Below are 21,455 nucleotides of genomic sequence, written 5' to 3'. Positions count from 1 at the left end.
AAGGGTGAGCATTGTGGCCGACCTGGAGAAGTCCCTGGATGATGCGGGACTGACCAACGAGAGCGTCCGGGAGTACGTCCGTCACTGGGCGGACTTCCTCGGCGCCGAGCGCATCGAGGTGGTCTCGGCGTCCGACGACGCCCGCCTCGTGCAGGAGGCCCTGGAGGCGGGGGAGATCGAGCCGGCCGGGGAGGGGCTCTACTACTCGCGCAGCTACTCCAAGGACACCGCGCGCTCGGAGGAGCGCACGATCGTCGCCACCAGCCGCCCCGAGGACCGGGGCGTCTACAACAACTGGCGCCACAGCGACGAGATCCGGCCGGTCGTCGAGGGGCACATGAAGGGCGCCATGGCCGGCAAGACCATGTACGTCATTCCCTACCTCATGGCGCCGCCCGGCAGCCCGCTCGAGCGCTTCGCCGCGGGCGTCGAGATCACGGACAACCGCACCGTCTGCCTCCACATGATCCGGATGGCGCGCGTCGGCGTGAACCACATCAACTCGCTGGCGGAGCAGGACATGTTCGTCCGCGCCGTCCACGTGACCGGCGACCTGCCGAACCTCGGCCAGGGCACGCCCGACGACAAGCGCTACTTCGTCACCGTCGCCGACGAGCGGACCATCCTCCACTTCGGCAGCAGCTACGGCGGCAACGCGCTGCTCGGCAAGATCGCCCACGGCCTGCGCCAGGCGGCGTACGACGGCTGGGCGTCGGGCGAGTTCCTCGGCGAGCAGTTCATGCTCCTCGGCATCACCGACAAGGAGACCGGCGAGACCCACCACGTCTGCGGCGGCTTCCCCAGCGCCTCGGGCAAGACGAACCTCGCGATGACCCTCGCCCCGGACGCGCTCGGCGACCGGTACCACGTCAGCTTCTACGGCGACGACATCGCGTGGCTGTGGGTCGACCCGAGCGACGGCCAGCTGTACGGGCTCAACCCCGAGAACGGCGTCTTCGGCGTCGCGAAGGACACGAACGAGAAGACCAACCCGACCGCGCTGGACTCCATCGCCGAGGGCACGCAGGCCCTGTTCACCAACGTCGCCTACAACGAGAGCACCCACGAGGTCTGGTGGGAGGGCAAGACGCCCGAGCGCCCCGCAGACGTCACGGGCTGGCGGGACTGGAAGGGCGAGCTCATCGCCGACCGCAACCCCGACGAGGCGAACGACCCCTGGGCGCACCCGAACTCGCGCTTCACGACGACGCTCGCGAACGTGCCGAACGTCGCGCCCGACTTCGAGGACCCGAAGGGCGTCAAGATCGACGCGATCATCTTCGGCGGCCGCACCCGCGACCGCGAGCCGCTCGTGCGCGCCATCACCGACCTCGCCGAGGGTGTCTACGACGGCCTGACGCTCGGCGCCGAGGCGACCTTCGCCGCCGAGGGCGTCGACGGCAAGCTGCGCTACGACCCGATGTCGATGCGCCCGTTCATGTCCTACCCCGAGGGCCCCTACGCCGCGCACTGGCTGAAGATCGTCGGCGCCGCGAAGGACCAGCCGATCTTCGCGCACGTCAACTGGTTCCAGCGCGACGAGGAGGACGGCCACTTCCTCTGGCCCGGCTACCGCGAGAACCTCCGCGCGCTCCTGTGGCTCGTCCAGCTCAAGAAGGGCGAGGTGACGGGTCGCCGCACCGCGGTCGGCATCCTCCCGACCAGGGACGAGCTCGACCTCGTCGGCCTCGAGATCGACGCGGACGACCTCGACACCATCCTCGACGTCGACGTGCAGCGCTGGCGCGAGGAGATGGGCCACCGCGAGGAGCACCTGCGGCAGTTCGCGGACCTGCCCGAGGAGATCTGGGAGGCCCACCGCCGCGTGGCCGCCGCCCTCGAGGCGGACGCCAGCGTCCGCGCCTGAGCGACCTCGGTCGGGCCCGGGCCCCGTGGGTGCGAACCCGCAGCGCCCGGGCCCCGTCGCGTCCACCCCTACGATGCTCGGCGTGGCGGTCGCACGGTTCGCAGGGCTCGAGGCCCGGGGCGTCGAGGCGGTCGTCCACGACCCCGACGCGCTGACGAGCGGCTTCTGGGCGGTCGTCGTCACCTTCGAGGGCGAGCTGACCGCCGTCCGGATGGGGGAGGTCCGCCGCGGGACGCCGCCGGTCGCCGACGCCGGCTGGGCCGGCCTCGCGGGGGAGTGGCGCACGAGCCTTGACCGGGACGGGTACGTCGCGGCGGTCGAGGAGGTGCGAGCGCGCATCGCGGCCGGGACGGTCTACCAGGTCAACGTCTGCCGCGTGCTCGAGCACGACCTGCCCGACGACGCCTCGGTGCTCGGGCTCGGAGCGGTGCTCGCCCGCGGCAACCCCGCGCCCTTCGCCGCGACCCTCCACCTCCCGGAGGCCGGCCTCGAGATCGCCTGCGCCTCACCGGAGCTGTTCCTCCAGCGACGCGATGACCTGGTCCGCTCCGGACCCATCAAGGGCACCGCCCCGACCGCTGACGGACTGCTCCCCAAGGACTACAGCGAGAACGTCATGATCGTCGACCTCGTCCGCAACGACCTCGGGCACGTCAGCCGTCCCGGGACGGTCGAGGTCGAGGCGCTCTGCCGGCTCGAGGAGCACCCCGGGCTCGTCCACCTGACCTCCGACGTCACCGGCCGTCTGCGGCCGGGCACCGGGTGGCGCGAGCTGCTCGCGGCGACCTTCCCACCGGGCTCGGTCAGCGGCGCGCCGAAGCACACGGCGTTGCAGGCCATCGCCGACCTCGAGCCGGTGCCGCGCGGCCCCTACTGCGGCGCGGTCGGCTGGGTCGACGCCGACCGCGACGAGGCCGAGCTGGCCGTCGGCATCCGCACCTTCTGGGCCGCCCGCACCGACGACGGACGGCGCGTCCTGCGCTTCGGCACGGGCGCCGGCATCACGTGGGGCAGCTCGCCGGAGGGGGAGTGGGCCGAGACCGAGCTCAAGGCGGCGCGTCTCGTCGCCCTTGCCGCGGGGCGGCCGGTCGCGTCTGGGACAGTGTGCGCATGAACGACATCCGCGTGTGGGTCGACGGTGCCCGGGTGGCGGCGGACGGCCCGGCCGTCAGCGCCGTCGACCACGGGGTGACCGTCGGCGACGGGGCGTTCGAGACGGCGAAGATCGACGCGGGCGTGCCGTACGCCGTGAGCCGGCACCTGGCCCGGATGGACCGCTCGCTCGCCGGCCTCGGCCTGCCGGCCGCCGACCACGACCGTGTCCGTGAGGGCATCGCGGCGGTCCTCGACGGTCCGCCCATCCCCTTCGGTCGGCTGCGCTGGACGGTGACCGGAGGCCGTGGGCCGCTCGGCTCGGACCGGCTCGACGCGGGGCTCACCTACATCGTCACCGCCGTCGAGCACGCGCGCCCACCCGCCACCGGCGCGGTCGTCACCGTCCCCTGGGTGCGCAACGAGCGGTCGGCGACCGCCGGGCTCAAGACGACGTCCTACGCCGAGAACGTCGTCGCCCTGGCGCGCGCGCAGGAGCAGGGCGCCGTCGAGGCGCTGTTCGCGAACACGCGCGGCGAGCTGTGCGAGGGCACGGGCAGCAACGTCTTCGTCGTCACCGACGGGGTCGTGCGCACCCCACCGCTGTCCAGCGGGTGCCTCGCCGGCATCTCGCGCGAGCTCGTCCTCGAGTGGTGCCGCGCCGAGGGCGTCGAGGTGCTCGAGGAGGACCTGCCGCTGTCGGTGCTCACCGACGCCGACGAGCTCTTCCTCACCTCGTCCGTCAAGGACGTCATGCCCGTCTCGGCGGTCGACGGGCGGCCACTGCCGGCGCCCGGACCGCTGACCACCGCCGTCCGGGCCGCCTGGGCCCGTCACGCCGCCGCCGAAGGAGTCGACCCGTGACCGAGACCCCCACCCGCCGACCGTTCTTCCGGCCGGCCGACGACCACGACGAGTGGGCGTGGCGGCAGCGGTTGCGGGCCAACCCCGGCACGCGGATGGCGCTGCGCCTCGTCGTCGCCGTCGTCGGGCTCGTCCTCGTGCTCGGCGGCTTCGCGCTCGTGCCCCTGCCCGGCCCCGGCTGGCTCATCGTCATCCTCGGTCTCGGCGTCTGGGCCTCGGAGATCGAGCCCGCGTCCGACCTCCTCGAGTGGGTCAAGAAGCAGGTGCGCCGCTGGGAGCACTGGATGCGCCGGCAGTCCCGCGGCGTGCAGGCGCTCGTGGCCCTCGCCACCTTCCTGTTCGTCCTCGCCGTGCTCTGGGTGACGTTCCGGCTCACCGGGGTCCCCACGTTCCTGCCCGACGGGCTCGAGGCCTGGATCCACGGCCACCTCGCCCTCTGACGGGGCCGCGCCGCACCGGTGACCCCGATTTCCGCCGGGCCCCCGGCGCCGGGTATCCTCGGCAGGCCGCACGGCGCGGATGTGTAGCTCAGTTGGTCAGAGCGTTCGCTTCACACGCGAGAGGTCGGGGGTTCGAGCCCCTCCACATCCACCAGCACCACGACAGGCCCCGGACCGCGACGCGGACCGGGGCCTCACGCGTCCCACTCCTCGACGCGTGACAAACGGAGGGGTGCGACGTCGTCGCGGAGGTGTATGCATGAGGCATGCAGCTGACCGTCCGGGCCATCCACACCTTCCCGGTGCGCGGTGGGGACGCCGTGGCGCACGAGTCCGTCGCGGTGGAGGCCGACGGCCTCGAGGGCGACCGGCGCAAGCGCGCGGCCGTCTCGATCGTCGGCCACGACGCGCCGCGCACCCGGGCCAACCTCGTCCTCGACGCACCGACGGCGGCCGTCGAGGGGCTGGCCGGCACCCTCGTCCGGGTCGGGGGCACGCTGCTCGCCGTCGAGGGCACCGGCAACGCGTGCCCGGGGCTGTACGCGGCGGTCGGGCAGGTCGGCACGGTGCGGGTGGGTGACGTCGTCGAGCGGGTGGAGCACGAGGCGTGAGCACGGTCGCCACCACCGCCCACGACGCGGGCGTCGAGCGGCTGCTGGCCAGCCACCGGGCCATCCCCGACGGCGCCCCGGTCCGCCTGGCCAAGCGCACGAGCAACCTCTTCCGGGGCCGCACCCCGACGGGGGTCCCCGGGCTGGACACGAGCGGCCTCGGGGGTGTCGTGTCCGTCGACCCCGACGCGCGGACGGCCGACGTCCAGGGCATGTGCACGTACGAGGACCTCGTCGACGCCACGCTGCCGCACGGGCTGACGCCCCTCGTCGTCCCCCAGCTGCGCACCATCACGCTCGGGGGAGCGGTGACCGGCCTCGGCATCGAGTCGACGTCGTGGCGCAACGGCCTGCCGCACGAGTCGGTCCTCGAGATGGACGTGCTGACCGGCGGCGGCGACATCGTCACCTGCGACGCCGGCGGCCGGCACCCCGACCTCTTCCACGGCTTCCCCAACTCCTACGGGACGCTCGGGTACGCGACCCGGCTGCGCATCGAGCTCGAGCCCGTCGGCCGGACCGTGTCGTTGCGCCACGTGCGCTTCCACGACCTCGACGCCCTCCTCGCGGCCGTCGGCGACGTGATGTCCACCGGCGCCCACGAGGGCGAGGAGGTCGACTACCTCGACGGCGTCGTCTTCAGCGCGGACGAGTCCTACCTCGTCCTCGGCCGGCGCAGCGACGAGCCCGGGCCGACGAGCGACTACACGGGGCAACGGGTCTTCTACCGCTCCATCCAGCACGACCACCCGCGCCCCACCCGCGACACCCTGAGCACCCTCGACTACCTCTGGCGCTGGGACACCGACTGGTTCTGGTGCTCGCGCGCGTTCGGGGCGCAGAACCCCGCGCTGCGCCGGGTGTGGCCGCGACGCTGGCTGCGCTCGAGCGCCTACTGGCGGCTCGTCGCCCTGGACCGCCGGTTCGACGTCGCCGACCGGCTCGAGGCGCGCAAGGGGCGCCCTCCGCGCGAGCGCGTCGTCCAGGACGTCGAGATCCCGCTCGAGCGCACGGCCGAGTTCCTGCGCTGGTTCCTCCGCGAGGTCCCCATCGAGCCGATCTGGCTCTGCCCGTTGCAGCTCCGTGACGAGCGGACGTGGACCCTCTACCCCCTGCGTCCCGGCGAGCGGTACGTCAACGTCGGGTTCTGGTCGACGGTGCCGGTCGACCCGGCGCAGCCGCCCGGCGCGGCGAACCGCCGCATCGAGGACGCGGTGAGCGCCCTCGGCGGGCACAAGTCCCTGTACTCCGAGGCGTTCTACGACGAGGAGACCTTCTGGCGCCACTACGGCGGCGACCACTACCCGGCGCTCAAGGAGCGCTACGACCCCGGTCACCGGCTGCCCGACCTCTACGCGAAGGCCGTGCGCGGTGCCTGACCACCACCCAGGAGGAGAAGCGTGAGCATCGCCCAGATCGTCGAGTCCGTCGTCGACGGACCGCTGCCGCTGCGCGTCGAGGCGTACGACGGGTCGAGCGTCGGCCCCGTCGGCGCCGACGTCCGGCTGCGCATCGAGAACCGGCGCGGGATGTCGTACCTCGCGACGGCGCCCGGGGACCTCGGGCTGGCGCGCGCCTACGTCACCGGCGACCTCACGGTGCACGGCGTGCACCCCGGCGACCCCTACGACGTGCTCGCCGCGATGTCGAGCATCCGGTTCCGCCGCCCGGGGCGCGAGCAGGTGCTCGAGCTCTCGCGGATGCTCGGGATGAAGGGCTTCACGCCGCCGCCCCCGCCGCCCCAGGAGAGCCTGCCGCGCTGGCGGCGGCTGGCCGAGGGGCTGCGCCACTCGACGGTGCGCGACGCCGAGGCGATCCACCACCACTACGACGTCTCGAACCGGTTCTACGAGATGGTGCTCGGGCCGTCGATGACGTACACGTGCGCCTGTTACCCGACGGCCGACGCGTCGCTCGAGGAGGCGCAGGAGAACAAGTACCGGCTCGTGTTCGACAAGCTGCGCCTGCAGCCCGGTGACCGGCTGCTCGACATCGGCTGCGGCTGGGGCGGGATGGTCCGCTACGCCGCGCGCCGGGGTGTCTCGGTCGTCGGCGCGACCCTCTCGCGCGAGCAGGCGCTCTGGGCGCAGAAGGCCATCGCCGAGGAGGGGCTGGCCGACCTCGCGGAGGTCCGGCACACCGACTACCGCGACGTGCGCGACACCGGCTTCGACGCCGTCTCGTCGATCGGCCTGACCGAGCACATCGGCGTGCGCAACTACCCGGCGTACTTCGGGTTCATCCGCGACCGGCTGCGGACCGGGGGGCGCCTGCTCAACCACTGCATCACCCGGCCGCACAACCGGCGCACCGAGACCGGTGCCTTCATCGACCGCTACGTCTTCCCCGACGGTGAGCTGACCGGCTCGGGGCGGATCGTCAGCGAGGTGCAGGACGCCGGCCTCGAGGTGCTCCACGAGGAGAACCTGCGCGAGCACTACGCGCTGACCCTCGCCGGTTGGTGCGCGAACCTCGTCGAGCACTGGGACGAGGCCGTCGCCGAGGTCGGCGAGGGCACCGCCCGCGTCTGGGGCCTGTACATGGCCGGGTCGCGACTCGGGTTCGAGCGCAACGAGATCCAGCTGCACCACGTGCTGGCCGTCAAGACGGACGCGGAGGGCCGGCACGACGTGCCGCTGCGTCCGTGGTGGTCCGCCTGACGCGGCTCAGGCTCGCGGGCGCAGCCCGTCCCACACGAGGTCGGTGAGGTCGTCCGACAGCTCGTCGGCGGTGCGGCCACCGGCGGCCGCGCCGTCGGCGAGCCATGCGTCGGCGGCGGCCCGGACCATCCCGACGAGCGCGACGCCCCAGAGGTGCCGGCCCCCGAGCAGCCCCGCGACGTGGTCGGCGATGCGGCCGGTCATCCCGGCGGCGACGTCACCGGCCGGCCGCTCGCCCGGCGGCAGGATCGGCGCGTTGACGATGAACCGGTAGACCTCCGGGTCGTCCTCGACGAGGTGCAGGTAGGCGCCGATGACCGCGCGGACCAGTTCGCGCGTCGGGGTGGCCCCGGCGGTGTCGCCGGCGGCGCGGGTGATGCCGCGGATGATCGTGCCGTCGACCCGGTCGGCGACCGCGGCGTAGAGGCCGGCGCGGTCGGTGAGGTGGCGGTAGACGACGGTCTTCGAGGTGCCGGCCTCGGCCGCGATCTCGTCCATCCCGACCTGGGCGCCGTGCCGCCGCACGGCCCGGACGGCGGCCTCGACGAGCTCGCGGCGGCGGGCGAGCCGGTGCTCGTCCCAGCGCGCGCTGCGGCCGTCCGGGGCTGCGCTCGAGGTCACGGGAGCCGACGCTAGCAGGGACCGGCGGTACCTGTTACCTTCGGTATCGGATACAAGCGGCGGGGACCCCCGTCGCCCCGGCAGACCCAGGAGCCACCCGGTGCCCACCACCCGTCGCGCCGCCGTCCTCGGCGGTAACCGCATCCCCTTCGCCCGCCAGTTCGGCCCCTACGCGGAGGCGTCGAACCAGGACATGCTCACCGCCACGCTCGAGGGGCTCGTCGCCCGGCACGGGCTCGCGGGGGAGCGCGTGGGGGAGGTCGTGGCCGGCGCCGTCATCAAGCACAGCCGCGACTTCAACCTCACGCGGGAGGCGGTGCTCGGCTCGAGCCTCGCGCCCGACACCCCGGCGTACGACATCCAGCAGGCTTGCGGCACCGGCCTCGAGGCGACGATCCTCGTGGCCAACAAGATCGCGCTCGGCCAGGCCGACTCGGCGATCGCGGGCGGGGTCGACTCGGCCTCCGACGCGCCGATCGTCGTGCCCGAGCGGCTGCGCCGCAAGCTGCTGCGCCTCTCGCGCGCGAAGACCCCGGCCGACCGCGCCCGGGCCGCGATCACCCTGCGCCCCACCGACCTCGGCATCCAGGTACCGGCAGCCACCGAGCCGCGCACCGGCATGTCGATGGGCGAGCACATGGCGGTCACCGCCGCCCGCTGGGGGATCACCCGCGAGGCGCAGGACGAGCTCGCCCTCGCGTCGCACCAGCACCTCGCGGCCGCCTACGAGCGCGGTTTCTTCGACGACCTGGTGACGCCGTACCTCGGGCTGACGCGGGACCAGAACCTGCGCCCGGACACGACGCTCGAGAAGCTGGGGTCGCTGCGCACCGCCTTCGGCTCCGGCCCCGACGCGACGATGACCGCCGGCAACTCGACGCCGCTGTCCGACGGTGCCTCGGCGGTGCTGCTCGGCTCGGAGGAGTGGGCCGCCGCCCACGGGCTCAAGCCGCTCGCGTGGTTCGTTGACGGCGAGACCGCCGCGGTCGACTACCTCGGCGGCGAGGAGGGCCTGCTCATGGCGCCGGCCTACGCCGTCCCGCGGATGCTCGCCCGCCAGGGCCTCACCCTGCAGGACTTCGACCTCTACGAGATCCACGAGGCCTTCGCGGCGACGGTGCTCTCGACGCTCGCCGCGTGGGAGAGCCCCGTGTTCTGCCGCGAGCGCCTCGGCCTGGAGGCACCGCTGGGGAGCATCGACCGGTCGAGGCTCAACGTCAACGGCTCCTCGCTGGCCGCCGGTCACCCGTTCGCGGCCACCGGTGGGCGCATCGTTGCGTCACTGGCCAAGCAGCTGCACGAGAAGGGCTCCGGCGCACGGGGACTCATCTCCATCTGCGCCGCCGGTGGGCAGGGCGTCGTCGCCATCCTCGAGGCGGCCTGAGATGCCCCGCTCCGATGGCTACACGTCCTTCGTCAACAGCGGCCTCGGCCGGCGGCTCGCCTCCTCGCTCGGGCTGCCGCAGCCGGTCCCGCTGCGCCGGTACTCACCCGGCGCGCCGCTCGTCGACGGTCCGGTCCTCGTCGGCGGCCACGACGACACCCCCGCGGTCACCGCCCTGCGCGACGGGTTGGCCGCCGCCGGCGCCGAGCTCGTCGACACGGTGCCCGACGGCGCGCGCCTCGGCGGTGTGGTCGTCGACCTCACGGCGGCGCGGACGCCCGAGGACCTCGAGTCGCTGCGCGCGACCCTCGGTCCGGCGCTCAAGCGGCTCGGGCGCTGCGCCCGCGTCGTCGTCGTCGGCCGTCACCCCGAGGGAGCGGCCACGGTGGCGCAGCGGGCTGCGCGGCGGGCGCTCGAGGGCGTCACGCGCTCGGTCGGCAAGGAGCTGCGGGCCGGCGCCACCGCCAACCTCGTGCTCGTCACCGAGGGGTCCGAGGCCGCGGCCCTCGGGACGGTGACGTTCCTCCTGTCCGGCCGGTCGGCGTACGTCGACGGCCAGGTGTTCCGGGTCGGCGAGGGGGAGGCCACCGCGCCCGCGGACGCCGAGCGCCCGCTGGCCGGCAAGGTCGCCGTCGTCACCGGGGCCGCGCGCGGAATCGGCGCCGACATCGCCCGGACGCTGCACCGCGACGGCGCCACCGTCGTCTGCGTCGACGTCCCCGCCGCCGGCGCCTCGCTGGCCACCGTGGCCAACGCCGTCGGGGGCACAGCGCTCCAGCTCGACGTCACCGCGCCCGACGCGGGTGCGCGCATCCTCGAGCACGCCCGCACCCGGCACGGCGGCCTCGACGTCGTCGTGCACAACGCGGGCATCACCCGCGACAAGCTGTTGGCCAACACCGACGCCGACCGCTGGGACTCCGTCGTGCGCGTCAACCTCCTCTCGATCCTCGCGATGAACGAGGCGCTGCTCGCGAAGGACGGTGTGCGCGAGGGCGGCCGGGTCGTGCTCGTGTCGTCGATCGCCGGCATCGCCGGCAACCGTGGACAGGCGAACTACGCGGCGTCCAAGGCCGGCGTGATCGGGCTCGTCGACGGGTACGCGGACGACCGCGGGCTGCGGCACCGGGGCATCACGGTCAACGCCGTCGCGCCGGGGTTCATTGAGACCGAGATGACCGCGCGCATCCCGCTCGGCACCCGCGAGGTGGGGCGCCGGCTCAACAGCCTCGCGCAGGGCGGGCTGCCGGTCGACGTCGCGGAGTCCATCGCCTTCTTCGCCGGCGACGCCCAGGCCGCGGTGTCCGGCAACGTCGTCCGCGTGTGCGGCCAGAGCCTGCTCGGGGCCTGACCGTGGCCGTCGAGACGTTGGCCGCGCTGCCCGCGGCGGCGCCGCTGCTCGCCCGGGCCGCCGTCACCGCGCGTGGCCGCCGGGGGAGCGAGGTGCCCGAGCGGACGCTGCGCGTCGAGGACGTGCCCGTCGACCGGGGCCGGCTGGCGGCCTACCAGCGGCTGACCGGGTACGACGTGTCCGACACCGTGCCGCAGCCGTACCCGTGGGTGCTGGCCTTCCCGCTGCAGACGGCGCTCATGACGCGACCGGACTTCCCGCTCGCCCTGCCGGGGCTGGTCCACCTCGAGAACCGGGTCACGACGCACCGGGCCCTCGACGCCTCCGAGCCGCTGACGCTCGACGTGACGGCGGGCGGCCTCCGACCGCACCGGAAGGGGCGCACGCTCGACGTCCACCTCGAGGCGCGGGCCGGCGACGAGCTCGTCTGGACGTGCGACAGCGTCTACCTCTCCCGCGGTCGCGGTGACGAGGACGCGCCCCGCGGTGACGCCCCGCCGCACGCCCCGGACGGGCCGGCCGTCGCCGTCTGGCGGCTGCCCGACGGTCTGGGTCGCGAGTACGCCGGCGTCTCCGGCGACGTCAACCCCATCCATCTGCACCCGCTGGCGGCGCGGGCGATGGGGTTCCGTCGGCAGATCGCCCACGGCATGTGGACCTACGCGCGCACCCTCGCGGCGCTCGGCCGAACCTCGCTCGGGCCCTCGACGAGCCGGGTGTGGTTCACGAAGCCGGTGTTCCTCCCGAGCACGGTCGAGCTCGTCGTCGGCCGCGCACCGGGTGCCACCACGGCGGCGCTGCGGTCGCGTCGGGACCCCGCGACGACGCACCTGGTGCTCACGCTGGACGCCTGACCCGGCGGCTCCACCGCGCTCCCGCGGTGGCTAGGGTCGGGAGGATGACGACCCAGGCCACGGCCCGCCGCGGCGTCCACGCGACCCTCGAGCGATGGGGTGGCACGGTGCGGGCCGTGCTGCGCGGCCCGGGGCCCGAGCGCGACGACGCGCTGATGCTCGTGAAGTCGGCGGCAGCCGCCGTCATCGCGTGGCAGCTCGCCGTCGTCGTCGTCGACAGCAGCACCTCGTTCTACGCGCCCCTCGCGGCGCTCCTCGTCGTCGACCGGACGATCGTCCGGTCGCTGTGGCAGAGCGTCGAGCGCCTCGTCGCCGTCGTCGTCGGGATGAGCGTCGCGTGGGGAGTCGGCAACCTCGTCGGCGTCACGTGGTGGTCGATGGTCCTCGTCCTCCTGCTCGCGCTCGTCATCGGCCGGTGGGACCGCTTGGGCGCGCACGGCATCCAGGTCCCGACGATGGTCCTGCTCTCGCTGCTCAGCCTCCAGTGGGACAGCGTCTCCTTCACCGCGGCGACCATCCTCGACACGATGCTCGGCGGTGTCGTCGGCGTCGTCGTCAACGCGGTGGTCCTCGCCCCGATGCACCTGACCGGTCCGCGGCGCGCCGTCCTGGAGCTGACCGAGCGGCTGCGGGGCCTCCTCGACGACATGGCCGAGGGGCTGCGCGCGGGCTGGGACGCCGACGACGCCCGCGGCTGGCACGACCGGGCGACCAGCGTCGGGGTCGACGTGCCGGCGGTCCTCGAGGCGGTCGAGACCGGCCGCGAGAGCACGCGGCTCAACCTGCGGCACCGGCTGCGTCCGGCCCGCATCGACTGGGACGGGTACGTCGGGGCGGCCCACGCGGTGCAGCGCAGCCAGTGGCCGGTCGCCGGGATCGCGCGGACCCTCGCCGACGCGGCGGCCGAGTCCCCGTGGCAGGCGTCGCCGTCGCCCGAGTGGCTCGGGTGCTACGCCGAGGTGCTCGAGCACCTCGGCGCGGCGGCGGCCCGGTTCGGGGTGCACCGCGGCGAGTCCGACCGTGAGGTGCAGGAGCACCTCGACGCCGCCGTCGCGGCCCTCGAGCAGCTCGCGGACGAGGTGCGCTCGACCCCGCTCGACGACCCCCGGGCCTGGCCGGCGTACGGCAGCCTCGTCGTCGAGGCGCACCGGCTCGTCGAGGAGATCCGCGCCGGCCACGCCGGGGCGTCCGTGCCGACCGACACGGGGGCGCTGCGCGCGCCGCTGGCCGAGGGCATCGCCGGGATGGCCGGGGCCCGGGCGCAGGAGGCGCTGCGGCGGCGCGAGGGCGCCGACCGCGCGTCAGGATCCGAGGCGTAGCACGCGGGTGTAGAAGGCGAGCTCGCGCTCGAGGGCGTCGACGACCGTCTCCGGGCGGCGGAAGCCGTGGCCCTCGCCCTCGTAGACGGCGAGCTCGACGTCGTGGCCGGCGGCGCGCATCGCGGCGGCCATCTCCTCGGCCTGCGCGAGCGGCACGACCCTGTCGTCGGTGCCCTGGAGGAGGAGCAGCTCGCCGTGGAGGCGGTCGGCGTGGTGGACCGGGGAGCGGTCGCGGTAGACCTCCTCGCCCTCGGGCCACGGCGCGACGAGCCGGTCGCAGTAGCGGGACTCGAACTTGTGCGTGTCGCGGGCGAGGGCCGCGAGGTCGGCGACCCCGAAGAGGCTCGTGCCGGCCGCGAAGACGTCGCTCGTCGTCATCGCGCGCAGGACGACGTACCCGCCGGCGCTGCCGCCACGGACCGCGATCCGGGTCGCGTCCGCGCGCCCCGCCTCGGCGACGGACCGGGCGCCGGTCACGCAGTCGTCGATGTCGAGCACACCCCAGCGTCCCCGCAGGCGGTTGCGGTAGGCGCGGCCGTACCCCGTGCTGCCCGAGTAGTTGACGGTGAGCACCGCGAAGCCGCGGGTGGTCCAGAACTGCGTCGAGGACAGGTACGAGGTCTCGGCGCGGCTCGTGGGTCCGCCGTGCGCGAGGACGAGCAGCGGGGGCCGCTCGTCCTCCGGCCCCGTGACGCCGTCGAGGCAGGGCGGGTTGAGGAACCCGTGGACGACGTCGCCGTCGGTGTTGGTCCACGACCACGGTTCCGGCTGCGAGACCGACGCCGGGTCGGGGTCGCTCGGGGCGGAGGAGGCGAGGACGCGGAAGGGCCCGCCGGCCGGGCCGCGGACGACCTGCGGCAGGCCGTCGGTGCGGCCGCGCTTGAACGCGACCTCGTCCCCGGCGGCCGTGAGGTGGTCGTGGAAGGAGCCCGCGCCGGCGCTGGGGACGACCGCGCCGGTCGACGCCTCGAGCACCCCGAGGCCCTGACCGGCCTCCTCGAACCAGCGGACGAGAGCGCGGTCGGCGTCGAGGACGGCGAGGTCGCGCATCCCGAGCGACCACTGGGGCTGCGCGTGGTCGGCCTCGGTGGCGTGGACCGGGTGCGGACCGTCGCCGGCGTCGCGGTGGACCAGCCACCAGCCGGACTCGTCGGAGACGAACCACAGGGCGCCGTCGGGGCCGAAGGTCGGCTGGGAGACCGAGACCTCGTCGCCGCCCGCGACGACGTGGGGCTCGCCGGCGCCCTCGTCGGTGAGCCGGGCGCGCAGGAGCCGCGTGGTGTCCCACGGCATGTCGGGGTGGTCCCACGTGACCCAGGCGAGGTCGGTGCCGTCGGGGGAGACCGCCGGCCGCGAGACGAAGTCGGTGCCGGTGTGCAGCACGAGCCCGCCGTCGATGTTGTCGCCGTGGAGGTCGAGGCGGACCAGCTCGTTCGCGGGCTCGCCGTCGCCGGTGTGGTCCTCGCGCACGGCGAAGACGTGCTCGCCGTGGAGCACGAACCCCGCGTAGCGCCGGTTCGCCGCGGGGGTGACGGCCACCGGGTCGGTGCTGCCGGGGTCGAGCCGGTGGACGCGGTCGTCGCCGAGGTGCGAGAAGACGACGGTGCCGTCGGCGACCGCGTACGCCCCGCCGCCGTACTCGTGGACGCGGGTGCGGACGTTCCAGGGCGCGGGGAGGAGCTCGGTGCTCGTCGTGCCGTCGTGGCGGACGAGGGTCTGGCGTCCACCCTCGCGCGGGCGCGACTCGAGCCAGTAGGTGTGCTCGCCGTCGGTGCGCACCTCGTCGAGCATGACCTGCCCGCCGGTGAGGTCCTCGGGGGAGATCGGGGAGGGCCAGGTGCCGTAGGGGAGGGTCCGCATCGGGCGAGCCTAGGCGTCGGGGCGCTCAGGCGGGCAGGAGTGTGAGCAGGTGGTCCTCGAGGACCGAGCGTCGGGGCGGGTCGGTGCCCCACCCGAGCAGCGGCGGCGCGGTCCCGTGGTGGGTGCGGCCGGTCGGGGTGGTCGTGCGCAGGGTGTGCGGCGAGCCACGGACGAGGTCGACCCGCCAGCCGGGTGCCTCCTTGACCTGGTTGCACCGGGCGCACCGACCCCCGGCGTTGGCGTAGCTCGTGCGTCCGCCGAGGCGCACGGGCTCGGTGTGGTCGGCGTGCACGACCGGGGCGTCGCACCACGGGGTGGAGCAGACGTCGTCGCGCAGCACGACCATCCGGCGTAGGAGACCGGCGAAGGTGCGCCGGCGCGCGTCCATCGCGACGAGGTCGCGGCCGTCCGGTGTCGTGAAGAGCCGACGCAGCCACACCGCGGCGGGTCCGGCGTCGCGCACCCAGGCGCGAGCCACCGGGGCGGGGACCGAGCCGTGACCGGGGACTCGGGCCGGCTCGTCGACGAGGCGGTCGGGGTCGCCGAGGCCGAGGAGGGCGCGGTCGGTCATCACGAGGTGGACCTCGACGGGCTGCACCTGGCCGGGGAGGAGGCCGGCGAGCAGCCGAAGCGCGGTGTCGGCGGCGACGGCCCCGGCGCCCCGGCCCTCCGGGGACTCGTCCGGGCACTGCCCACCGACGACGGCGCGGGCGCGGGCGGTCAGGGCCGCGTGGGCGCCGATGACCTCGCGCATCGGCCCGAGCACCGTGAGCCAGGCCATGCCGTCCGGAGCCGGGCGGACCGACACCCGTCGCGAGCGGACGGCGGCCTCCATCCGGGCCACGACCGAGGCGGCGTCGAGCTCGGCGGCGACGCGCCGGGCCGCTCGACCGAGCGCGCGCGGGGAGATCGCCGGCATGACGGCGGCGAGGCGGGCGTCGACCTCGGCGCGGTGCTCGCGGGTGAGCGTCGCGGTCTCGCGCGTGATCTCGACGGCGTGCCGCTCGCCGATGGCGCCCGTCGTGAGGTGGGCCAGCGTCGCGGGCAGCTCCTCGACGAGCGCCCGCGAGATCCCGACGAACCGGTCACCGAGCGTCGGCGACTCCCGCCGGGCGAGGGCGACCTCGGAGCCCACCGAACGCAGCGCGTCCTGCGGGGCAGCGGCCTCGCGCGAGCGGCGGACGGCGTGCACGGCGCGGGCCTGGGCGGCGGTGGCGGCACCCTTGAGCCGCTCGAGCTCGTCGACCAGCGCGAGCCGGTCGTGGTCGCTCATCGCCGCGATATCGATGTGCGCCAGCGACTTTCGCACGTCCGCCATCCCCTCGACCGGCCCCCGGTCGAAGGCCGCGGTGCGAGCCGTCCCCTCCATGACCCAAACCTAGACGTGACCACCGACAGCCCCCTTCGACTGGGAAACGCGGGCGCTCAGCGCAGGTCGACCCCGACCTCGGCCGCCACCGCCTCGACCATCGTCGTCAGGCGGGCGGCGCGGGCGGGCATCGTGCGGCGGTAGGTGGCGAGGGTGAGGATGCCGGGGCCGACGAAGGACCAGGCGCGCGCCCGGGCCCACGTCGCGTCGTCGGCACCCGCGGCGGCGCGGAAGGTCTCGCGGGCGGGGGCCCCGAACAGCCCCCACGCGTAGAGCAGGTCGACGGAGCGGTCGCCGATGCCGAGCCCGCCGAAGTCCACCACTCCGGTGAGGTGCCCGTCGTCGGCGCAGAGGACGTTCTCGGGCGAGAGGTCGGTGTGCACCCAGCTCGGGGGAGCGGACGCCGGCGGCACGTCCCGCAGCCGGCGCCACGCCTCGCGGACGGCGCTCGGGTCGAGGAGATCGGCGAGCGCGTCCGCCGCCTCGTCCGCCCAGGCGTCGATCGTGTCGGTCACCGGCTCGCCGCTGCGGTACCCCCAGTGCGCGGGCCCGACCGGCACCCCGGCGACCGGGACCGCGTGCAGCGCGTCGACGAAGGTCCCGAGGTCGCGCGCGAGGCGCTCCTCGTCGTCGGCCGTCAGCGCCAGCGGCACCTCGCCCGGCAGCCAGGTGACGACCGACCACGGCCGCTCGAAGGTCGCCGAGGCACGGCCCACGGCGACGACCTCCGGCACGGGGGTGGGGAGCGACGGCCCGAGGTGGGGCAGCCAGCGCGCCTCCGTGAGCAGGTCCGGCACATAGCGCTCCTCGCGCGGCATCCGGACGGCGAGGTCGTCCCCGAGCCGGAAGACCACGTTGCTGCTGCCGCTCGTCGGGCTGGGGCGGACCGGCAGGTCCGCGAGGTCGGGCAGCTGCTCGTGGAGCAGCCGCGTCACGAGGTCCGGGGAGGGCGGCACGGCGACGGGCGAGGACGGGGGCACCGGGACATCATGCGGGCGGCGCGGCGCCGGTCGGTGCCAGACTCACCGCCATGACGGACCCAGGGACGGCCCCGCGCCCCTACGACGAGCTCGACGAGGAGGGGCAGGTCGAGGCGCTGCGCCCCGCCGCGCTCGACGCCGCCGCGGAGTTCGGGCTGGACGTCGACCGGATGGAGGTGTTGCTCCACGCGTACAACACGACCTTCCGCGTCGACACCCGCGACGGCCGGCGCCTGGCGCTGCGGGTGGGGACGAACTCGAAGAGCACGCCGGCGAACGTCCTGGCCCAGCAGGCGTGGCAGGAGGCCATCGCGACGGAGACCGATGTCGCGGTGCCGCGACCGCTGCGCACGCGCAAGGGGGAGTGGTTCGCCCGCACCACGCCCGCCGCCCTGGGTCGCACGGTGCTCGTCACCGCCGCGTCGTGGCTCGAGGGCGGCGACGCGCGCGACGGGGCCGGCGCGCAGTGGGCGCACGCGCTCGGCCGCGCGACGGCCACCCTCCACCGGCACGCCGCCGCCTGGCGGATGCCGGAGGGCGCCGGGCTGCCGCGCTTCGACGAGCCGCTCTTCGGCGACCCGGACGAGCTGAGCAGCGCGCCCGGGCTCGACGGCGACGGCCGCGCGGTCGTCGCCGAGGGGATGGCCCGTGCCCGCGACACCTTCGACCGCCTGTACGACGGCGCCGAGCTCGTGCCGCTGCACGCGGACCTGCACGGCGGCAACCTCAAGTGGCACGAGGGGCGGCTCGCGGTCTTCGACTTCGACGACGCCGGCCTGGGCCTGCCCGTGCTCGACCTCGCCATCACGACGTTCTACCTGCGCCGTGGCGGGGACGGGGTGGCCGAGGTGGCCCTGCGCGAGGGCTACACCGAGGTCCTGCCGTGGCCCGACGTCGCACCGGCCGACCTCGAGGCCCTCGTCGCGTCCCGCCAGCTGCTCCTGGCCAACGACCTCCTCGGGTCGAGCACGGCCTCGCTGCGCGCCATGGCCGCCGACTATCTCGTCACGACGGTGGCGAGGCTCCGCCACTGGTTCGACACCGGGACCTTCCGCCTCGACGTCGAGGGCTGACTCCGCCCGCAGGGGGAGGCGCCGGCTCCGCGACCGTGGTCCGATGGAGGCATCCGACACCCCCGAGGAGGCGACGATGACCCTCTCGCTGACCGACGAGCTGCTGCTGCTCGTCCTCGACCCCGCGAGCGGACGACCCGCGATCGACAGCACGCGGCTGCGGGCCGTCGTGGGAGGAGCGACCGTGGCCGGTCTCGTGCTCGACGGCGCGCTCGCGCTCGACGGCACCGACAAGCGGGCCCGGCTGCGGCAGACCGGCACCGCCGTGCCCACCGAGCCCCGCCTGCGCGAGGTGCTCGACCTCGCGGAGGGCCGTCGGCCCAAGGACGTCGTCTCGAAGCTCGGCGGCGCCGGCGCGTGGCGGGACCGCGCGGGAGCGCTGCGCGACCTGTCGTTCCAGCGGATGACGGCCGCCGGGGTGCTGCGCCACGAGGAGACCAGGGTGCTCGGGCTCTTCCCGCGCTCCCGCTGGACGGTGCTCGACCCCTCGCTCGTGCCGGCGCTGCGCCACCGCGTCGCTGCCGCCCTGGCCGACGGCGCGCCGGTGCCCGACGCCCGGACGGCCGCCCTCGTCGCGCTCCTGTCGTCGGTCGACCACCTCGCCGCCCTCACCGGGCTGCCGAAGCGTGAGGCCAAGCGGCGCGCCGACGCCGTGACCGCCGGGGACTGGGCCGCCCCGGCCGTCCGGGCCGCCGTGGAGGAGGTCAACGCCGCGGTCGTGGCCGGCGTCATCGCGGCGACGGCCGCCACGACCGCCGCCACGAGCTGAGGGTCCCCCGCCACAGGAACTGCCGCGACCGGCACGGTCACGCCTCGCTAGCATCGGGGCGTGCCGGGATCCCGGCACGCCCACCACCACGAGGAGACCCTCACCATGGCTGCCCAGATCACCGTCCACGTCGCCGGGAGCGAGCGATCGGTGGCCGAGGGCACGACCTACGGCGACCTCTTCGAGGGCGACCGGGCCGTGCTCGTCGCCCGGGTCGACGGCGAGCTGCGCGACCTCCACCTCCCCGCCGCCGACGGCGAGGCCGTCGAGCCGGTGACCGCCGCCGAGCAGGACGGCCTCGACGTCCTGCGCCACAGCGCCGCCCACGTGCTCGCCCAGGCCGTGCAGGAGGTCCACCCGTCCGCGAAGCTGGGCATCGGCCCGCCGGTGCGCGACGGCTTCTACTACGACTTCGACGTCGAGACCCCGTTCACCCCGGAGGACCTCAAGTCCCTCGAGAAGGTGATGCAGCGCATCGTCAACGAGGGCCAGACCTTCCGCCGGCGCGAGGTGTCGGACGCCGACGCCGCCGTCGAGCTCGCCGACGAGCCGTACAAGATCGAGCTCATCGGCCTCAAGGGCGGGGCGGCCGAGGACGCCGCCGAGGGCGCGAGCGTCGAGGTCGGTGGCGCCCAGCTGACCATCTACGACAACGTCCGCCGCGACGGCACCGTCGCGTGGGGCGACCTGTGCCGCGGCCCGCACGTCCCCTCGACCAAGGTCCTCGGCAACGCCTTCAAGCTGATGCGCAGCGCCGCCGCCTACTGGCGCGGCTCCGAGAAGAACCCGCAGCTGCAGCGCGTCTACGGCACCGCGTGGCCGACCAAGGACGAGCTCAAGGCCTACCTCGACCGGCTCGCCGAGGCCGAGAAGCGCGACCACCGCAAGCTCGGCGCCGAGCTCGACCTCTACTCCTTCCCCGACGAGATCGGGTCCGGGATGGTCGTCTTCCACCCGCGCGGCGGTGTCATCAAGCGCGAGATGGAGGACTACGTCCGCCGGCGGCACATCGAGGAGGGCTTCCAGTACGTCGGGACCCCCCACATCAGCAAGGACGGCCTCTTCCACACTTCGGGCCACCTGCCGTACTACGCCGACACGATGTTCCCGCCGATGGAGCTCGAGCACGCCGAGTACCGGCTCAAGGCGATGAACTGCCCGATGCACAACCTCATCTTCCGCTCGCGCGGCCGCTCCTACCGCGAGCTGCCGATGCGCCTCTTCGAGTTCGGCTCGGTCTACCGCTACGAGAAGTCCGGCGTCGTCCACGGCCTGACCCGCGTGCGGGCGATGACCCAGGACGACTCGCACTCCTACGTCACCCCCGAGCAGGCCCCGGCCGAGATCGAGCACCTGCTGAGGTTCGTCGTCGGCCTGCTCAAGGACTTCGGCCTCGACGACTACTACTTCGAGCTCTCGACCCGGGCGACCGAGGGTGACAAGAAGGACAAGTTCATCGGCTCCGACGAGCAGTGGGAGGTCGCGACCGAGGTCCTGCGCTCCACCGCCTCGACCTTCGGGGTCGAGCTCGTCGACGACCCGGGCGGCGCCGCGTTCTACGGCCCGAAGATCTCCGTCCAGGCGCGCGACGCCATCGGCCGCACCTGGCAGATGTCGACCATCCAGTACGACTTCAACCAGCCGCACCGCTTCGGCCTCGAGTACCAGGCCGCCGACGGCTCGCGCCAGGAGCCGGTGATGATCCACTCGGCGAAGTTCGGCTCCATCGAGCGCTTCATCGGGGTGCTCGTCGAGCACTACGCCGGCGCCTTCCCGGTGTGGCTCTCGCCGGTCCAGGTGCTCGGCGTGCCGGTGGCGGAGGAGTTCGTGCCCTACCTGCGCGAGATCGGCGCGAAGCTGGCGGAGCACGGTGTCCGCTTCGAGGTCGACGAGTCCGACGACCGCTTCCCGAAGAAGATCCGGACCGCGAGCAAGTCCAAGGTGCCCTACGTCCTCATCGCCGGCGGCGAGGACCGGGACGCCGGAGCGGTCTCGTTCCGCTACCGCGACGGGTCGCAGAAGAACGGGGTGCCGGTCGACGACGCCGTGGCCGAGGTGCTCGAGGCGATCCGCACGAAGGCCCAGGTCTGACCACCCGTCACGTCCGTCACACGACACGCCGACGACACGCCGCGCACCTCACAGGTCCGACATTTCTCGTCGGAAACCCTTGCGGCGCAGGCTGACCGAGGAGCAAGATCAGACCACTCCACCACTTCGGTGGCGGAGGGAACGGACCGGACGAAGGACACCAGGCCCCGCGGCCACGCCGCGAGGAGCCACCGGGTGATGACGGTGGTGGTGACCGGGGAGCCGGACCGCGAGACGCGGAGCATCACGA

General features: G+C 74.4%; 18 protein-coding genes and 1 tRNA gene. 15 read left to right on the top strand and 4 right to left on the bottom strand.

What is annotated here, in order from left to right:
- Positions 1–13: 13 nt before the first annotated feature.
- From KMZ30_RS03115 to KMZ30_RS03080, 8 genes are all read left to right on the top strand, one after another.
- Positions 14–1,867: a phosphoenolpyruvate carboxykinase (GTP) gene (locus tag KMZ30_RS03115; RefSeq protein WP_215511624.1), complete on the top strand. Its 1,854-nt coding sequence runs from the start codon at positions 14–16 to the stop codon at positions 1,865–1,867.
- Between the two features lie 73 nt (positions 1,868–1,940).
- Positions 1,941–2,981 (top strand): chorismate-binding protein, encoded by a 1,041-nt coding sequence (locus KMZ30_RS03110; protein WP_215511625.1) that lies wholly within the window; start codon positions 1,941–1,943, stop codon positions 2,979–2,981.
- Positions 2,978–3,823, top strand: a complete 846-nt coding sequence (locus KMZ30_RS03105) for an aminotransferase class IV (RefSeq protein ID WP_215511626.1) — start codon at positions 2,978–2,980, stop codon at positions 3,821–3,823. Before KMZ30_RS03110 ends, KMZ30_RS03105 begins: the two co-directional genes overlap by 4 nt.
- Positions 3,820–4,263: a TIGR02611 family protein gene (locus KMZ30_RS03100; protein WP_215511627.1), complete on the top strand. Its 444-nt coding sequence runs from the start codon at positions 3,820–3,822 to the stop codon at positions 4,261–4,263. The genes KMZ30_RS03105 and KMZ30_RS03100 overlap by 4 nt, the downstream gene beginning before the upstream one ends.
- Before the next feature lie 77 nt (positions 4,264–4,340).
- Positions 4,341–4,417 (top strand) — tRNA-Val (locus tag KMZ30_RS03095).
- A gap of 112 nt (positions 4,418–4,529) precedes the next feature.
- A complete protein-coding gene (locus KMZ30_RS03090; RefSeq protein ID WP_215511628.1) occupies positions 4,530–4,874 on the top strand; it encodes a hypothetical protein in 345 nt (114 codons plus the stop codon).
- Positions 4,871–6,253, top strand: a complete 1,383-nt coding sequence (locus KMZ30_RS03085; RefSeq protein WP_308279577.1) for an FAD-binding oxidoreductase — start codon at positions 4,871–4,873, stop codon at positions 6,251–6,253. The genes KMZ30_RS03090 and KMZ30_RS03085 overlap by 4 nt, the downstream gene beginning before the upstream one ends.
- A gap of 21 nt (positions 6,254–6,274) precedes the next feature.
- Positions 6,275–7,534, top strand: coding sequence for a class I SAM-dependent methyltransferase (locus tag KMZ30_RS03080; protein ID WP_215511629.1), 1,260 nt, complete (start codon positions 6,275–6,277; stop codon positions 7,532–7,534).
- Positions 7,535–7,540: 6 nt separating this feature from the next.
- Here KMZ30_RS03080 and KMZ30_RS03075 read toward each other — a convergent pair whose 3' ends face one another.
- Positions 7,541–8,155 (bottom strand): TetR/AcrR family transcriptional regulator, encoded by a 615-nt coding sequence (locus KMZ30_RS03075; protein WP_308279578.1) that lies wholly within the window; start codon positions 8,153–8,155, stop codon positions 7,541–7,543.
- A 100-nt stretch (positions 8,156–8,255) separates the two neighbouring features.
- Here KMZ30_RS03075 and KMZ30_RS03070 point away from each other — a divergent pair, with 100 nt between their 5' ends.
- The 4 genes from KMZ30_RS03070 to KMZ30_RS03055 are packed head-to-tail and all read left to right on the top strand — an operon-like array spanning position 8,256 to position 13,063.
- Positions 8,256–9,539 (top strand): acetyl-CoA C-acetyltransferase, encoded by a 1,284-nt coding sequence (locus KMZ30_RS03070; protein WP_215511631.1) that lies wholly within the window; start codon positions 8,256–8,258, stop codon positions 9,537–9,539.
- Position 9,540: 1 nt separating this feature from the next.
- Complete coding sequence (locus tag KMZ30_RS03065) at positions 9,541–10,890, top strand: 3-oxoacyl-ACP reductase (RefSeq protein ID WP_215511632.1); 1,350 nt, start codon at positions 9,541–9,543, stop codon at positions 10,888–10,890.
- Between the two features lie 2 nt (positions 10,891–10,892).
- Positions 10,893–11,744: a MaoC family dehydratase gene (locus tag KMZ30_RS03060; protein WP_215511633.1), complete on the top strand. Its 852-nt coding sequence runs from the start codon at positions 10,893–10,895 to the stop codon at positions 11,742–11,744.
- A 44-nt stretch (positions 11,745–11,788) separates the two neighbouring features.
- On the top strand, positions 11,789–13,063 hold the full coding sequence (locus tag KMZ30_RS03055; protein WP_215511634.1) for an aromatic acid exporter family protein: 1,275 nt from the start codon (positions 11,789–11,791) through the stop codon (positions 13,061–13,063).
- On the opposite strand, the gene KMZ30_RS03050 is transcribed toward KMZ30_RS03055, so the two are convergent.
- Genes KMZ30_RS03050 through KMZ30_RS03040 form a run of 3 tightly spaced genes read right to left on the bottom strand, consistent with a single transcriptional unit; the run spans position 13,046 to position 17,272 of the window.
- Positions 13,046–14,923, bottom strand: a complete 1,878-nt coding sequence (locus KMZ30_RS03050) for an alpha/beta hydrolase family protein (RefSeq protein WP_215511635.1) — start codon at positions 14,921–14,923, stop codon at positions 13,046–13,048. The genes KMZ30_RS03055 and KMZ30_RS03050 overlap by 18 nt on opposite strands.
- 25 nt (positions 14,924–14,948) lie before the next feature.
- Entirely contained in the window at positions 14,949–16,292 is a 1,344-nt protein-coding gene (locus KMZ30_RS03045) for an HNH endonuclease (RefSeq protein ID WP_215511636.1), read from the bottom strand.
- 56 nt (positions 16,293–16,348) lie between these two features.
- Positions 16,349–17,272 carry an aminoglycoside phosphotransferase family protein gene (locus tag KMZ30_RS03040; RefSeq protein WP_308279579.1) on the bottom strand — a complete coding sequence of 308 codons (924 nt, stop codon included), beginning with the start codon at positions 17,270–17,272 and terminating at the stop codon, positions 16,349–16,351.
- Between the two features lie 50 nt (positions 17,273–17,322).
- Here KMZ30_RS03040 and KMZ30_RS03035 point away from each other — a divergent pair, with 50 nt between their 5' ends.
- From KMZ30_RS03035 to thrS, 3 genes are all read left to right on the top strand, one after another.
- The gene (locus tag KMZ30_RS03035; RefSeq protein ID WP_215511637.1) at positions 17,323–18,345 is read left to right on the top strand and encodes a phosphotransferase enzyme family protein; all 1,023 of its coding nucleotides are present in this window, start codon (positions 17,323–17,325) and stop codon (positions 18,343–18,345) included.
- Positions 18,346–18,388: 43 nt separating this feature from the next.
- Positions 18,389–19,114, top strand: a complete 726-nt coding sequence (locus KMZ30_RS03030; protein ID WP_215511638.1) for a GOLPH3/VPS74 family protein — start codon at positions 18,389–18,391, stop codon at positions 19,112–19,114.
- Positions 19,115–19,219: 105 nt separating this feature from the next.
- The gene (gene thrS, locus KMZ30_RS03025) at positions 19,220–21,205 is read left to right on the top strand and encodes a threonine--tRNA ligase (protein ID WP_215511828.1); all 1,986 of its coding nucleotides are present in this window, start codon (positions 19,220–19,222) and stop codon (positions 21,203–21,205) included.
- Positions 21,206–21,455 lie beyond the last annotated feature (250 nt).

This window comes from Phycicoccus mangrovi, assembly GCF_018729305.1.
Taxonomy (GTDB): Bacteria; Actinomycetota; Actinomycetes; order Actinomycetales; family Dermatophilaceae; genus Phycicoccus; species Phycicoccus jejuensis.
This window is presented reverse-complemented; position numbering and strand designations above follow the sequence as displayed.

Coding starts and splice junctions, on each gene's coding strand:
- thrS (WP_215511828.1), top strand. CDS start 19,220: ATGGCTGCCCAGATCACCGTCCACGTCGCCGGGAGCGAGCGATCGGTG.
- KMZ30_RS03090 (WP_215511628.1), top strand. CDS start 4,530: ATGCAGCTGACCGTCCGGGCCATCCACACCTTCCCGGTGCGCGGTGGG.
- KMZ30_RS03105 (WP_215511626.1), top strand. CDS start 2,978: ATGAACGACATCCGCGTGTGGGTCGACGGTGCCCGGGTGGCGGCGGAC.
- KMZ30_RS03050 (WP_215511635.1), bottom strand. CDS start 14,923: ATGCGGACCCTCCCCTACGGCACCTGGCCCTCCCCGATCTCCCCCGAG.
- KMZ30_RS03035 (WP_215511637.1), top strand. CDS start 17,323: ATGACGGACCCAGGGACGGCCCCGCGCCCCTACGACGAGCTCGACGAG.
- KMZ30_RS03030 (WP_215511638.1), top strand. CDS start 18,389: ATGGAGGCATCCGACACCCCCGAGGAGGCGACGATGACCCTCTCGCTG.
- KMZ30_RS03065 (WP_215511632.1), top strand. CDS start 9,541: ATGCCCCGCTCCGATGGCTACACGTCCTTCGTCAACAGCGGCCTCGGC.
- KMZ30_RS03045 (WP_215511636.1), bottom strand. CDS start 16,292: ATGGAGGGGACGGCTCGCACCGCGGCCTTCGACCGGGGGCCGGTCGAG.
- KMZ30_RS03110 (WP_215511625.1), top strand. CDS start 1,941: ATGCTCGGCGTGGCGGTCGCACGGTTCGCAGGGCTCGAGGCCCGGGGC.
- KMZ30_RS03055 (WP_215511634.1), top strand. CDS start 11,789: ATGACGACCCAGGCCACGGCCCGCCGCGGCGTCCACGCGACCCTCGAG.